The organism is Fibrobacter sp. UWEL (genome assembly GCF_900142535.1).
Classification (GTDB): Bacteria; Fibrobacterota; Fibrobacteria; order Fibrobacterales; family Fibrobacteraceae; genus Fibrobacter.
Window position 1 is genome coordinate 111,512 of sequence record NZ_FRBE01000004.1, and the last position, 14,500, is coordinate 126,011.

Annotated in this window: 9 protein-coding genes; 5 read left to right on the forward strand and 4 right to left on the reverse strand. The window is 50.4% G+C overall.

Annotated elements, in window-relative coordinates:
• The first annotated feature begins 11 nt into the window (after window positions 1-11).
• The 3 genes from thiC to BUB59_RS04075 all read left to right on the forward strand — a co-directional run bounded on the left by thiC (window position 12) and on the right by BUB59_RS04075 (window position 4,327).
• Window positions 12-1,682 carry a phosphomethylpyrimidine synthase ThiC gene (thiC, locus tag BUB59_RS04065; protein ID WP_073226093.1) on the forward strand — a complete coding sequence of 557 codons (1,671 nt, stop codon included), beginning with the start codon at window positions 12-14 and terminating at the stop codon, window positions 1,680-1,682.
• 99 nt (window positions 1,683-1,781) lie between these two features.
• Window positions 1,782-2,615, forward strand: coding sequence for an aldo/keto reductase family protein (locus tag BUB59_RS04070; protein ID WP_073225887.1), 834 nt, complete (start codon window positions 1,782-1,784; stop codon window positions 2,613-2,615).
• A gap of 104 nt (window positions 2,616-2,719) precedes the next feature.
• Window positions 2,720-4,327 carry a M16 family metallopeptidase gene (locus BUB59_RS04075; protein WP_083540159.1) on the forward strand — a complete coding sequence of 536 codons (1,608 nt, stop codon included), beginning with the start codon at window positions 2,720-2,722 and terminating at the stop codon, window positions 4,325-4,327.
• A gap of 55 nt (window positions 4,328-4,382) precedes the next feature.
• On the opposite strand, the gene BUB59_RS04080 is transcribed toward BUB59_RS04075, so the two are convergent.
• The 3 genes from BUB59_RS04080 to pelA all read right to left on the reverse strand — a co-directional run bounded on the left by BUB59_RS04080 (window position 4,383) and on the right by pelA (window position 9,171).
• Complete coding sequence (locus BUB59_RS04080) at window positions 4,383-5,291, reverse strand: hypothetical protein (protein ID WP_073225890.1); 909 nt, start codon at window positions 5,289-5,291, stop codon at window positions 4,383-4,385.
• Window positions 5,292-5,362: 71 nt separating this feature from the next.
• Window positions 5,363-7,474, reverse strand: coding sequence for a pectinesterase family protein (locus BUB59_RS04085; RefSeq protein ID WP_073225892.1), 2,112 nt, complete (start codon window positions 7,472-7,474; stop codon window positions 5,363-5,365).
• A complete protein-coding gene (gene pelA / locus BUB59_RS04090) occupies window positions 7,474-9,171 on the reverse strand; it encodes a pectate lyase (protein ID WP_073225895.1) in 1,698 nt (565 codons plus the stop codon). The genes BUB59_RS04085 and pelA overlap by 1 nt, the downstream gene beginning before the upstream one ends.
• 264 nt (window positions 9,172-9,435) lie before the next feature.
• Here pelA and BUB59_RS04095 point away from each other — a divergent pair, with 264 nt between their 5' ends.
• On the forward strand, window positions 9,436-11,628 hold the full coding sequence (locus tag BUB59_RS04095; RefSeq protein WP_073225897.1) for an NADP-dependent isocitrate dehydrogenase: 2,193 nt from the start codon (window positions 9,436-9,438) through the stop codon (window positions 11,626-11,628).
• Between the two features lie 145 nt (window positions 11,629-11,773).
• Here the strand turns inward: BUB59_RS04095 and BUB59_RS04100 are convergent, their stop codons facing one another.
• Window positions 11,774-12,613, reverse strand: a complete 840-nt coding sequence (locus BUB59_RS04100; RefSeq protein ID WP_073225899.1) for a hypothetical protein — start codon at window positions 12,611-12,613, stop codon at window positions 11,774-11,776.
• Between the two features lie 215 nt (window positions 12,614-12,828).
• On the opposite strand from BUB59_RS04100, the gene BUB59_RS04105 reads away from it, so the two are divergent.
• Window positions 12,829-14,403 (forward strand): type IV pilin protein, encoded by a 1,575-nt coding sequence (locus BUB59_RS04105; RefSeq protein ID WP_073225902.1) that lies wholly within the window; start codon window positions 12,829-12,831, stop codon window positions 14,401-14,403.
• Window positions 14,404-14,500 lie beyond the last annotated feature (97 nt).

Genomic DNA, 14,500 nt, shown 5'->3' on the forward strand with positions numbered 1-14,500 from the left:
TGAAGCCGTTTATGAACTCCCGGAAGATTTATGTGCCGGGTAAGATTTTCTCCGATATCAAAGTTGGCATGCGTGAAATTCAGACCGAAGATCCGCTGACTCCTTTTGTGCCGGTGTATGATACCAGTGGCCCGTACAGCGATGAGAATGCAACCATCGACGTGACCAAGGGTATTGAACGTTTCCGCGAAAGCTGGATTCAGGAACGTGGCGACGCCGAACAGCTGGACGATATGACTTCCGCTTACGGTCGTGCCCGTCGTGAAAATCACGAACTGGACCACCTGCGTTTTAATGCGGTGCATCATCCCATGCGCGCTAAGAGCGGCCACAAGCTGACCCAGCTGGATTATGCACGAGCTGGTGTGATTACCAAGGAAATGGAATACGTCGCCATCCGCGAAAACCAGAAGCTGGATGAACTGGGCGTGAAGGGTACTCCTGTCACCGCAGAATTCGTCCGCGATGAAATTCTGGCAGGTCGCGCCATCATTCCGGGTAACATCAACCACCCCGAATGCGAACCCATGATCATTGGTACCAACTTCCTCACCAAGATCAACAGTAACATCGGTAACTCCGCCATCACCTCCTCTATTGAAGAAGAAGTGGAAAAGATGGCCTGGTCCGTGCGCTGGGGTGCAGATACCGTCATGGATCTTTCCACCGGTAAGCACATTCACGAAACCCGCGAATGGATTATCCGTAACAGCCCCGTGCCTATCGGAACAGTGCCTATTTACCAGGCTCTGGAAAAGGTCAACGGCAAGGCTGAAGAACTGACTTGGGAACTTTACCGCGATACTTTGATTGAACAGGCTGAACAGGGCGTGGACTACTTTACCATTCACGCAGGCTTGTTGATGGAGCACATCCCCATGTGCGCCAAGCGTACTACCGGCATTGTGAGCCGCGGCGGTTCCATTCTTGCACTGTGGCAGATGAAGCATCACCAGCAGAACTTCCTGTACACTCACTTCCGTGAAATCTGCGAAATTCTCGCTCAGTACGACGTTGCTGTTTCTCTGGGTGACGGCCTTCGCCCGGGTTCCTTGGCCGACGCCAATGACGAAGCCCAGTTCGGCGAATTGGATACTCTTGGCGAACTGACCAAGATTGCTTGGGAATACGGCGTTCAGGTGATTATCGAAGGTCCGGGTCACGTGCCCATGCACAAGATTCAGGACAATATGGCTCGTCAGTTGGAAAAGTGCCACGGCGCTCCCTTCTACACTCTGGGACCTCTCACCACCGATATCGCCCCCGGTTACGACCACATTACTTCTGCGATTGGCGCTGCCCAGATTGGCTGGTACGGTACTGCCATGCTTTGTTACGTGACCCCCAAGGAACACTTGGGCTTGCCGGACCGCGATGACGTTCGTGCCGGCGTGGTGACTTACAAGCTGGCTGCTCACGCTGCCGACTTGGCCAAGGGCCATTACGGTGCAGAATTCCGCGACGACGCTTTGAGCCGCGCTCGTTTCGACTTCCGTTGGAACGACCAGTTCGCATTGTCCCTGGATCCGGAAAAGGCTATGGAATTCCACGACAAGACTTTGCCTGGTAACCAGGCCAAGTCCAGCCATTTCTGCTCCATGTGCGGTCCCAACTTCTGCAGCATGCGTATCTCCAAGGCTATCCGCAACTTCGTGGATACCGGCGACATCGGTGATGTGTAAAGTTGTCATCCCCGACTTGATTGGGGATCTGGCAGTTTCTATTTGCGCATAAAGCGTTAATGATATATATTACCTCGTAGGTTTAACCTGCGAGGTTTTATGATTTTAGACGAAACTTTTAAGCTGGCAAATGGCGCACGTATTCCAAAGGTGGCTCTGGGTACATGGCAGACTCCCGATGATGTAGTTGCGGAGGCTGTTGTTGCGGCCATCGACGCAGGTTATAAACATATTGACACCGCTGCCGTCTACGGTAACGAACGTGGGGTAGGCGATGGCCTTTCCCGCGCCCTCCAGAAAACAGGGATCCACCGCGAGAGTATTTTCGTTACCACCAAGATTCCCGCAGAAGTCAAGAGCTACAAGGGCGCAGAACAAAGCATCCAGGATAGTTTTGAACGTCTGGCCACACCTCACATCGACATGATGCTCATTCACTGGCCTAAACCGTGGGCCGAAATGAAGGATCCTAACGCTCCCAGCTATAATGCCGAAAATCTCGAGGTCTGGCGCGCTATGGAAGCCGCACATGATTGGGGCAAGATCCGCTGTCTGGGCGTTTCCAACTTCAGTATCGACGACATCAAGAACATTCAGGACAATTGCCGCGTCCAGCCGGTAGTGAACCAAATACGCGTCCACATCGGGCATGTTCCCTTTGAACTCATCGAATTTTGCCGCATCAACAATATACGTGTGGAGGCTTATTCTCCCAATGCAACGGGCCGCCTTTCCCAAGTCCCCGCAGTTTGTGAAATGGCAAAAAAGTATGGTGTTTCCGTTCCCCAGCTGGCCAACCGCTTCTGCCTCCAGCTAAATCTGGTAACGCTGCCAAAATCCACTCACGCCGAACGCATCATCGAGAATGGCAACCTGGATTTTGAAATCACCGCCGAGGATATGGAACAGCTCCTGCAAATGCCGGAGATCTAATCCCTCGTCATTCCCGGCTTCCTCCTACGTCATTCCCGGCTTCCTCCTACGTCATTCCCGGCTTGACCGGGAATCTCGCATTATCTTTTTTCTATCTTCAAGATATGAAGTTTTCTCGCAAAGTTTTATTGCCGGTGATGGCAGCCCTCTCCATGGCGCTGCCTTCTTCCGTATTTGCCGATGTGAACCTTCCCGTCCATAGGGAAGTTCTGGATAACGGCCTTACCGTCCTGTTGCATCCTAACAAGCAGGCTCCTACCGTAAGCTGCCGCCTGTTCTACGTGACCGGTTCCGTACACGAAGTTCCGGGAAAATCTGGCCTCGCTCACCTGCTGGAACATGAACTGTTCAAGGGAACCAAGAAGGTGGGCATCCAGGATAGTGTTGCTGACGTCCGTTTCATGGCTCAACAGGATAGCCTCCAGGCTCTCATCCGCCCGGCGAAACTTTCTGGCGATACTGCCACCGTGCGTAAACTTACCGCGGAACACGATTCCATCGTCAATGAACATCGCAAGATATTCGTGAAGGATGAACTGTGGGGCGCCTATCAGGCTGCCGGCGGTACGGGCCTCAACGCCTTTACAACCGACCTCATGACCGCATACATCGTGACGCTTCCCAAGAACAAGATCGAGATGTTCATGTGGTTGGAAGCAGACCGTATGCAGAACGCAGTGCTCCGCGAATTCTATTCCGAACGTGACGTGGTCCGCGAAGAACGCCGTATGCGTTACGACGACAAACCCACGGGCCGTTACTACGAAACCTTGAACTCCATGATTTACGAGGCTTTCCCTTACCGCGTGCCTACCATCGGCTGGCCCAGCGATATTGCAAACCTGACTCGTGAAATGGCCGACGAACATTACCGCAAGTACTACAAGCCCCGCAATGCCATTCTCGTTCTGGCAGGCGACCTGGATACCACATCCACCATGGAGATGGTCAAGAAGTACTTCGCCAATATTCCTGCTGGGGAAGCTTTCCCCCCGCTGACCATCCGCGACCCTGAACAGGCTGGTGAAAAACGCCTGACGGTGAAGCGCCCCGATGCCCCGAACATGTATAATCTAGTGTTCAAAACACCCGAAGTAGGTGACGACATCCTGTATGCTCTGGACATTGCCGAAGGTGTGCTGAATGGCCGTAGCGGTAAACTGTACAAGCGTCTGGTGGAACAGGAAAAACTGGCTGTAGGTGTAAGCGCAAGCAATAGCCCCAACAAGTATGTTTCCGAATTTAGCGTCCGCGTGAACATGCGCCCCGATGCAGACCCCGCCAAGGTAGAGGCCATCATTTGGGAAGAACTGGAAAAACTGAAGACTGAACCGGTCAGCGAACGCGAATTCCAGAAGGTAAAGAATCGCGCCTACGCTGGTCTTGTCCGCAGCCTCACCGACATGGAAAATGTGGCTACCATGCTTGCCTGGTACGAAATGTTTGGCGACTACAAGATTTTCCTCCACTGGGCAGATGAACTGAACAAGGTAAGCGCTGCCGACGTGCAGGCCGCAGTCCAGAAAACATTCGTTCGCGAAAAGTCCGTTGCAGGCTTCCTCCTGAAGGAAAAACCTGCGGTTGCTGCCACCGCCGACAAAACTGCAGAAGCTAAACCCGCGGAACCCACCGCAGCACAGGCTGCTACCCCCGCCGCTACCGCAGCTCCTGCCGCAAAGCCCGCAAAGAAAGCCTCCAAAAAGAAGAAGTAATTTTCCGCAGAATTGAAAAGTCCCTCTCGCTAGAGAGGGATTTTTGCATAGAAATCTATTTCAGCAACTCAGTGATTTGCTGGTCGATGTCCTGCGCCTTCCTGGAGTCTTCGTCGTAGACGGCACAGACTTTCTGGCAGCTCAGTTCCAGAAGCTTGCGAGCTACATTGGAATCCTGGTGGCGTAATTCCCGCAGGGCCATATCAATGCGCATAATATCTGCAGTTTCCGGATAAGCCTTCATGAATTCAAAGAACTTGATCATCTGGCGGTCGTAATCCACATCGCTTTCTGCAGCCAGCAGGAAGGGAATGACGCGAACGTTCAGAAGCTTGGAAAGATCCCCCACGAAATTGTTCAGGGTGATACCTTCCGGGAAAAGCTCGTCGGAATTTTCCTGCAGGTCATCCGTGTCCACGAAATCGCCCGCTTCAATCTGGGCCAGGGCCTCGTTCAGGAAATCCATTTCCTTACGCTTGGCCTGTTCGCGATAAACCGCCTGATAATAAATGGGCAGGGTAGTCAAGCAGTAATGGGCCTGACCCGCCCCAATAAATTCGCCAATGTAATAGATGTCGGCATCTTCCCCCAGGATCTGTTCTTCCGTTTCAAAACTTCCGATTCGGGCGGGGATAGGAATCACTTCCATGCTGGAAAGTTCGTGAAGGCGTTCGCGCATCTTGTCCACGTCCACATTCTCGGGAATGTCGATGCCCTCGGATTCCATGTGCTGCAACATGTTGTCGAACTTTTCGTCCATGGCTTCCGTAATGGCCTTGCGCTGAGACTTTGTGGGAACAGCCTGGCGGAAATCCCCTTCCAGGGCCAGCAAGCCGTTCTTGATCATGTCATCAAAGGGCGATCCACCCACATCACCGTCGGGATTGGGTAAAATGCGGGCATAGGCGATCATGCGACCGCACAGATTATCGTCATTGCCTTTCTTTTGCTCGATGCCTAACATACAGAGCAAATATACAAAGAATTGTCATCCCCGCGTAGAATTGTCATCCCCGCGTAGGCGGGGATCTAACATTATTGAACCCGAATGACTTGCTGCTTCCTATAACCCGGAGCCTCGATGCGTATCAGATAAGACCCCGCAGGAATACCAAGGCGAGTATTTGAAAGTTCGTCAAGATTGGAAACGCTCAAACTGCGAATAAATTTACCCTGAACGCTGAACAGCTGGACCTGAACCTTACCGCTGGTCAAGTTCTGCAGTCGGCTTCCGGCCAAACCGAGGGACGGATCCGGAACCTCCTCCACCTTCAGGGGAGTCAGTACAATCTGATCCAGATTGGGACCGTCATTGCTACCCACAACCGCAAACTGAATGTAGCTCGCTCCCTCGGGAAGTTCAATTTCGGTCTCCTTCGAGAGGTAGGTCGTCCAAGCGCCAGTCTTCTCGAACGTCAAGGTCTCCGAGCCAGCCGAGGAGGAGCCCAATGCCTTAACAATCAAGTCTCTGTCCGAGGAACTTCCGTTGGCGAAGAACATTTCCATCTTGTAGGTACCGGCAGCATCCGCATAAACGGGAATGTTCACGTAGGAATTACCCGCACCAAAATTCACGTAGCCGCTACCAGCATAGCCCGCATTGGTACTTTCGTTAATGGCATTTTCTAGAATGCCGCTTTCCGCCTGGAAGGTGGTTTCCCCAAGCGCCATAAAGGTTGCCCCCAGCTCAATGTCTCCAGTGGCAACAATCTCCAAGGTCTTCATGCTTGCCGAGGCGTTCGAAGGGGCCGATGCTCCTGTCCATCCTGCAAGCTTCCATCCGTCAATGGGCTTTGCGGTAAATGTAGCGGTCTTACCTTCTGCAACTTTATCGCCACTCAAATTACTTTCGATGGTTCCGCCGATGCCATTATTTAGGGAGACCTTGTAGTAGGTCACGTTGCTTTCGACAGTAGCGACTTCGTTTGATGTAGCGCCCAAGCCGCCCATGGAGTTTGCCGCACGCACTGTGACTTTGGAACCCACTGCCACGCCATTCAAGTCAAAGCTGTTGCTTGCTACGCTGGTCTTGAATTTCCCGTTCACAAACACCGCCCAGCAACGAGCGTTTTCATCGTTTGCCCAGACAATCTCTGAACCTTCCTGAGAAATCTTAGGTGCGCTCATCTGTACGGTCAGCTTGTTGGGTGCCCAGCCGTCGGAACCGCCCATGACGTTTGCCAAGGTATACTTGCTTGCATCACTTGCGGACCATACTGTTTTGAGAGATGCAGTAGAACCATCCTTGCCGCCGCTGAAATAAGTCTTTCGCTGGCTCGTATTGACCGCACCGCCGTTTCCGTTCTTGCTGTTGTATTCGCCAAACACCACCGGCGCGGAATTCATGTCCGGTCCCCAGCCTGCTGCAGTGGGCTGGGCATACATGGTGGTGTTCAAAAATACAACCTTGGCTTTTCCCCAGGAACGTCCTAGATAGAATGTTCCGCCCGCCCCGTTGGTGGCGTTAAGGGTGGTGTTGTTAAAAATGTAACCCCAGTCTCCAGGATTCTGGGAGGCGGTAATGTATCCGCCGTTTCGTTTCGTCACCAGGTTGGTGCCTTCAAACCAAACGTCGCCACCGCCACAGATGTAGTCAACGGTACCTTGAATTTCGCCACCTTCCCAATAGGCGCGGCCACTTTTCGTGTAGTAGGTGTCTTGACCGCTGACCAGTCTTACGTTCTTGTAGATGAACTTGTCACCGCTGTTCTGCTGGATCGTCACTTGTCGGGCTGCTGTTGCGCTGGCTGCAGAACTTTTATTCTCTATGGTCAAGTCCTGCATGTACATCCCATTGTTCTTGGGAAAGTACAATGTGGCGGTAACGCTGATGCCTTCTGTAGTAGTGGTGTTGGAAATGGTCGTCTTGTCGCGGGTTTGTCCCACGAAGGAAACGTAGGAAGTAGAGAATGTACTTTTCCCGTTGCTATCTCCGGTAAGATTCGTAATGTTGTATTCTCCCTCAGGGAAGAAAATCACAAAACGATTGCTTTCGCTGGGATTTGCCGCAGCAGCCGCTGCAACTGCAGCTTTAAAGTCACCGTCAACGCCAACCACAAAGTCGAACTTTTTCTTTGTCACGGCGAAAGCGTCCGCAGCAAAACCTGCTGCCAGCCCAAATACCAATGTCAATGCGACTTTATTCATTACTTCCTTCCATTAACGCGAACTGCGTCTTTCTTGCCGTTAAAGATGTAAAAGATACCGGCGCCCTTTCCGTAATTTCCAGAATAAGCCTTCGGTGCAAAAGTTTTTTCACGTTCTATTTTCACGCCGCTTATGGAAAGGCTCGGGTCCGGTTCAACCAGCTCCCATCCGATGAAATCGATGTTGGCCATGCCATCCTTGCCTAAGCTAGTGAAGGTAATTTTGCTATAGCCTGCAGGCAATTCTACTTCAACAGAAGTTGTCTTGTAGGTGGTCCATCCACCTGTTGATTCCATACTGGCGGATTCCACAAGAACTTTTTCGCCGGCACTAACTTTAAAGTCGCGAGCGCCCGAGCCACCGTTTGCGAAGGAGATGAACAGCGTGTACTTGCCTTCCTTCAATGCGGTAACGCCGTAGGTCACGTAGCTACCTACTTCATTATCCACGTTGGCGTAACCTTCGCCAATGAAACCTGCGTTGGTCGCTTCCTTCACGCCCTTGATGTCAATGAAGTCAACACCGTCAATATAATTCTTGCAAGTATCGCTCCCGCACATGGCTGCTGGGGGAGGTGGCTCCACGTAAGTTCCCGCAGCCTTTTCCAATGCGGTTAGGTAAGGCTGTTCTGCACTCAAAATGGCACTGCCGTAATCGCCTGCCCACTGGTATCCTGTGCGACGCTCTTCGGAGATGGTCATGTAGTTGTAAGACTTGGTGCTTTCGCCACCGCGGTCGCAGAAGAAGAACTGGTCGTTGTTCACTTCATAAAAACGGTACCACAGGGATGAACCGCTTTTTTCGTAGGCGCCGGTAGTCTTGTTCCAGGCTGTGTTCGCATTCTTGTTCTTCTTGTACCAGGCGATAGCGCCCTTTACTGCAGCCTGAATTTCAGGAGTCTGGTTGGGCCAATTCATCAGGAACCAAACAACGCCCATAGATTCGTTACCGGACTTGCTGGGAAGTTCGTAGGCGCGGGCTCCTCGCGGTTGGTAATTGCTGGTGTCGTGCTGAGCGCACCAGACGGTCAAATTACCGTCATTCTTGATCTGAGCCTTCAAGAGGTAATCGATGGCCTTGTCCATAGCAGACCCCATCTTGGCGCGAGTGGCGTCATCGATAATGTCGCTATCGAAGGGTGCGGTCTTGTTGGCGATATCCATCATGGTCACCATGGCGCGAATCATGGCGTTGTCGTTCAGCGTAATGTGGTCGCTGTAATTGCCTCGCTTGGGCCACACCTGAGGCAAGCCGCCGTTGGCTCTCTGCATGGTCAGCAGGAAATTGATGCCCTTGTTGAAACTGCTTTTGAACGCCGATTTGTAATTGCTGTTGGTGGTCTCCTTGTAGCGGATTGCCAACAATCGCAATTCCTGGACCGTTGCGTTGTTGTCGATGGTGGCGAGGTCCCCGCCGCTGGCAGAGCGCCATTCCGATTTGTTTCCACCGGTATAGGCATTTTTGTAGCTGCTTGCCATGGCCTTGTAAAAACCGCCGTTGCTAATCTGCCAGGTGGTCATGTTGTAGGCATACTGGTCAATATCCATGCCGCTTGCAGCACTGGTCAACTCGGAGTACCCGCGATAACTATTAATCTTGGAAACCGCAACAGCAGGCGGCTCATAAGCCGCCCCTAAAGCAGAGGACCCAGCAAGAGCTGCTAATCCAGTAAAAACCAAAAATCTATCCATCTTCATACACACTACCTTTATTCCGCTGTCATCCTCGACTCGATCGAGGATCTAGCTGTACTTACCTGTACCATAATCTATACGTTTTTTGTAAATACAGACTTTTACATCCTGCGGAATAATTGTCCAGAGACAACAATCCCACAAATCTAAAACTATACCCAAAAGCCTATTTTTTTCAGTAAAAAAGGCTTTTCTCATTGTCAAATTGTCAATGGCGTTGGCCCGATTTTTGCTAACTTTGGGGGCGAAACTTAAATAAGGTGCCTTATGAACCCGAAAATCTACTACACCATTACCGACGAGGCTCCGTTCCTCGCTACTCAATCCCTTCTGCCCATCGTAAGCGCTTTTGCAAAGACCGCTGGCATTGATGTGGATACTAAGAACATTTCTCTCGCTCACCGTATTCTGGCTGTTTTCGGCAAGACCGAAGACGATCTGGGATTCCTGGGCAAGCTGGCTCTGGATGCAAGCGCAAATATTATCAAGCTTCCTAACATTTCTGCTTCTCTTCCGCAGTTGAAGGCTGCCATTGCTGAACTTCAGAAGAATGGCTACGATGTTCCGGAATATCCCGATGAACCCGCTACCGAAGCTGAAAAGGAAATCCGCGCCAAGTACGACAAGGTGAAGGGCTCCGCTGTGAACCCGGTGCTCCGTCAGGGTAACTCTGACCGCCGCGCTCCCAAGGCTGTTAAGAACTACGCCAAGAAGAACCCCCACAAGATGGGTGCCTGGTCTTCTGATAGCAAGACTCATGTTTCTTACATGACTGCCGACGATTTCTACGGTAACGAAAAGTCCGTTACCCTGGGCGACGCCGACTCCTTCAAGATTGAATACGTTGCAGCTGATGGCGCTGTTACTGAACTCCGCGCTGCAAAGCCCACTCTCGCTGGTGAAATCCTGGATGCTACCGTCATGCGTATGGCTTCCTTGGAAAAGTTCATCGCCGACCAGATGGCTGATGCCAAGGCAAAGGGCGTTCTCTTCTCCGTGCATCTGAAGGCTACCATGATGAAGGTTTCTGACCCCGTCATGTTCGGTGCTTTCGTTCGTGTGTTCTTCAAGGACGTGTTCACCAAGTATGCCGACCTGTTCAAGGAAATCGGCGTTAACGAAAATAACGGTCTGGGTGACCTTTACAAGCGCCTGGAAGGCAATGCCAAGGAAGCTGAAGTCAAGGCTGCAATCGATGCCGCTCTGGCTAACGGCCCGGCTATCGCCATGGTGGATTCCGACAAGGGTATCACCAACCTGAACGTTCCCAGCGACGTGATTATCGATGCTTCCATGCCGGCCATGATCCGTAACTCTGGCTGCATGTGGAACAAGGAAGGCAAGCTCCAGGAAGTAAAGGCTTGCATTCCGGACCGCTGCTACGCAGGCATCTACGAAGCTACCATCGATTTCCACAAGAAGAATGGTGCATTTGACCCCACTACCATGGGTTCTACCTCCAACGTTGGCCTGATGGCTCAGGGTGCCGAAGAATACGGCTCTCACGACAAGACCTTCATTGCCAAGGGCAAGGGCGTTATCCGTGCAGTGAACAGCAAGGGTGAAGTTCTCCTTTCTCAGGACGTTGAAGCCGGCGACATCTTCCGTATGTGCCAGGCCAAGGACGCTCCCATCAAGGACTGGGTCAAGCTGGCTGTGAACCGCGCTCGCGTTTCCGAAACTCCGGCAATTTTCTGGCTGGACCCGCAGCGTGCTCATGACCGCGAAATCCAGAAGAAGGTGGAAGTTTACCTGAAGGACCACGATATTAACGGCCTTGACATCAAGATTATGGACCCCAAGTCCGCCATTACCGAATCCCTGACCCGCGCCAAGGCTGGTCTGGATACCATCAGCGTTACCGGTAACGTGATGCGTGACTACCTGACCGACTTGTTCCCCATCTTGGAAGTGGGTACTTCTGCCAAGATGTACTCCATCGTGCCTCTCATGGCTGGTGGCGGCATGTTCGAAACTGGTGCAGGTGGCTCCGCTCCTAAGCACGTACAGCAGTTCCTTGCTGAAAACTACCTGCGCTGGGATTCCCTGGGTGAATACTTCGCTCTGGTTCCGTCTTTCGAACAGATTGCCTCTACTACCGGCAACAAGAAGGCTAAGGTGCTGGCTGATACTTTGGACGAAGCTAACGGTCGCATTCTTGAAAACAACCGTACTCCGGCCCGTAAGATCGGCGACCTGGACAACCGCGGCTCTCACTTCTACCTGGCCATGTACTGGGCCGAAGCCCTTGCCGCACAGACTGCTGATGCAGAACTGGCTGCAAAGTTCGCTCCCGTAGCAGCAGCCCTCACCGCTGGTGAAAAGGACATCGTTGCCGCTTACACCGCAGCTCAGGGCCAGCCCGTAGACATCGGCGGTTACTACCTGCCCAAGGCAGAACTACTGAAGAAGTGGATGCGCCCCGTCGAAGCCTTCAACAAGGTGATTGACGCGATTTAATCAGCGTTGTCATCCCCGCGCCCCACACTGTCATCCTGAGCGTAGCGCCATAGGCGCGAAGTCGAAGGATCTCAGCATAGGCATTACAAAAATAAGAACCGGAATTTTCGTTCCGGTTCTTGTTTTCTTTGTGCTTCACAACAGCTTACTTACTTGTTTCGGTTGTTTCAACATCGCTCTTAGATATTGCTCCCGATTCCGTTGTTACAAAGATTCCGTTCTCTGCACTATAGGATGGCCTAAGCCCTGTCACTCGAGACATGGGAATATCGAACGTTGCTCCAACTTCGCTTAGCTTATAAGCTTCTTGAGTCCAGGAGGGTGCTTCCTTGAAGAACAGGGATTTTCCTCCTCTCTTTGACAGCAGCGCCGTACTTGAAGTGTGGTCTGTGGAGTGGATTACCATGATCTGGCGATGCTTCCCATCCCATTTTAGACCCGTGTGAATAACGTCATCCACCTTGGTGCTGAATCCGCTATGATACAACGTGGTATCATTATCCGGATACCTGTTTGGATTCTGGATAGTCACAGGTGCGCGGAATGCCAAGGTGGCCGTACCCCCAGTCATGGTGCCGCGGTTGTAGTCAAAGTCGTCTGGCAGATAATACACAGAAATGTAACGGTACTTTTTAGGATCCTTCTGTTCCCACAGACCGTCAAAATACATGGTAAGACGTTCTCCCTCTACCGCAGCCGTATCCATTGTGGCAAAGAACACGATGTAAGAGGAAACACTGAATTGATGCTCGTCAAAATCTAAAGTATACGCGGCAACATTCGACTTGTTGAACGTGGAATCGTTGAACATCTGCTCAACAGCCTTCTCACCCTTGTATACCTTATCGGTTTCTGGATCGACGTAATAAGCCTCCTCAGAATCTTCGTCCCAATCTACATTGGGTTTGGTGGCCGAACTGCAAGAAGCCATCTGCATTGCCAACACAGATGGAATAATATAAGCCAGTGTTTTTTTGATACTCATAGTGAAGACTCCTTTCGCTGAAATTTATATAGAGAAGAAAGGAGCTTTTATTTCAAGTTTTCACTCTTGTATTCCAACTCGGAACAGCTTTTCGGGGTGTTTATTCCCGTTTTTTTTGCTACACAAATTGGATTGTTCTCTTTCTTAGATATATTTGTAGAGGATGTAATGAGAAGATGCCTTTGGCGTCGTTTTTTTCTTGTGTAGAGGTTTTTATGCATAAAAATCATAAAACAGGATTTACTCTTGTTGAGCTCATGGTCGTTATTGTGATCATGGGTATTCTTGCTGGTGTTGCAATACCCAAATTAACGAACTCCGTTACAAAGGCCAAGGCAAGTGAAGTTGCCCCCGCCGCCAATACCTATATCAAGCTGCAGAATGCCTATGTCATGGAAAAGAAGCGAATCGGTTCTTGGAGAAAAATTGGGTATACCAAACCCAAGTCAGACGTGTTTACGTACGATAAGGCTGATATTAAGGTTGCAACGAATGTGTCTAATCTCGGTGAGTCCGGCTTAGTAGGTTGGAAAGCTACAAATAAAGCTCCCCTTGGTGGCTGCACCATCGATAATGAATGGACCGTGACTATCCTGAATAAGGGGGCCGATAGTGATGGCAACATTCAGCTTGAATACAAGTCGGATGTTTCCTCTAGCGAATGTGCCGCAATCTCCGGCGATTGGGGTGTCGTTGGCGGGAATACTCAGGTGGCTGCGTCTAGTAATGAACCGAAAACAGAATGGTCTGCTGTGTCTAGGTATGAACTTAATACTAACGCTGATGGAACGTTTAATTTTGGAGGAGCCCTTTGGAATGGACAAAGTTCGCAGAACGATAAATCTAAAGATAAAAATTTTTCCACGGCATCGGGAACCTATTATTTGAATTATGGTTTATTGGGCGCAGATGCAAAACAAACGTTACTCGGAGGAACTTCTTCAACGGTAAAGATTCTTTCTGCAGTAGACTTAAAGGGTGATGAAACTTTGGTGAAGGGCCATACGTACGAAGTTACGCAAACTCTGTACTATGGGTATGCTAAAGAAGATATCATTATGGCTAATACATATGGATCTAGGAAGGTGTATTTTACTGCAACTTCAGCAACGGGCGGCGATTATTGCTATAAATTGGACGCTAATGGAAAGTGTTCCGGCACCAACAAAATTGATATGAGTACGGACACGTCTAATTGGGTTGAAACTACTGAAGATGAAAAAGATGACCCTATGAAACAGACTTGGAACTATCCTTCCCCTTTGCTGAAGGATACGATTGAAGTAACCAAGGATGGCTATACTTCTGAAGGAAAAATGACATTGGCAAAGGCTATTGTGAGTGGATGCTCTTCTGATAATGATGGCAAAGCAAAAAGTTTGGATAAGAATGATCAGGATGAAACAACGTTTAACAGCCTTTATAATGTGAGTGGTTATGTTAAGAATGACAATGTCGCTGCGGGAACTGATTTAAATAACTGGCTCAAAGACGAAGTAGGTTCTTCTGCGAATACCAGTAGTGTTAAAATTTTGTCGGAATTGCACACTACTGAAAGTGTTGTGCCAGGCAATATATATGCTGCAACACAAAGTCTTTATTATGGAGATGCAAATGGAGTCCGCATTTATGGAACTAGAGTTGTATATGCCGTGATGACTCAGACCACGACAAAAGCAAACCCAAGAGTTCGATATTATTATGATTTAGCATGCAAACAAGAAATCACCTTGACAACTGATACTACTCATTGGGTTAAGTCATCTACCACAGAAACCTCTTCCGATTAAGTTCTCGTACCTGTCCTAGGACTCCTTATCCTTCTTCACTCAAATTAGAAAAGCCAGCCCCCTGCTAAGGGCTGTCTTTTCTGTTTTTAATCTGATT

What these genes read in the sequence shown, in the direction of transcription:
- thiC (WP_073226093.1), top strand. Translation starts at nt 12, where the DNA reads ATGAACTCCCGGAAGATTTATGTGCCGGGTAAGATTTTCTCCGATATC.
- BUB59_RS04070 (WP_073225887.1), top strand. Translation starts at nt 1,782, where the DNA reads ATGATTTTAGACGAAACTTTTAAGCTGGCAAATGGCGCACGTATTCCA.
- BUB59_RS04075 (WP_083540159.1), top strand. Translation starts at nt 2,720, where the DNA reads ATGAAGTTTTCTCGCAAAGTTTTATTGCCGGTGATGGCAGCCCTCTCC.
- BUB59_RS04080 (WP_073225890.1), bottom strand. Translation starts at nt 5,291, where the DNA reads ATGTTAGGCATCGAGCAAAAGAAAGGCAATGACGATAATCTGTGCGGT.
- BUB59_RS04085 (WP_073225892.1), bottom strand. Translation starts at nt 7,474, where the DNA reads ATGAATAAAGTCGCATTGACATTGGTATTTGGGCTGGCAGCAGGTTTT.
- pelA (WP_073225895.1), bottom strand. Translation starts at nt 9,171, where the DNA reads ATGAAGATGGATAGATTTTTGGTTTTTACTGGATTAGCAGCTCTTGCT.
- BUB59_RS04095 (WP_073225897.1), top strand. Translation starts at nt 9,436, where the DNA reads ATGAACCCGAAAATCTACTACACCATTACCGACGAGGCTCCGTTCCTC.
- BUB59_RS04100 (WP_073225899.1), bottom strand. Translation starts at nt 12,613, where the DNA reads ATGAGTATCAAAAAAACACTGGCTTATATTATTCCATCTGTGTTGGCA.
- BUB59_RS04105 (WP_073225902.1), top strand. Translation starts at nt 12,829, where the DNA reads ATGCATAAAAATCATAAAACAGGATTTACTCTTGTTGAGCTCATGGTC.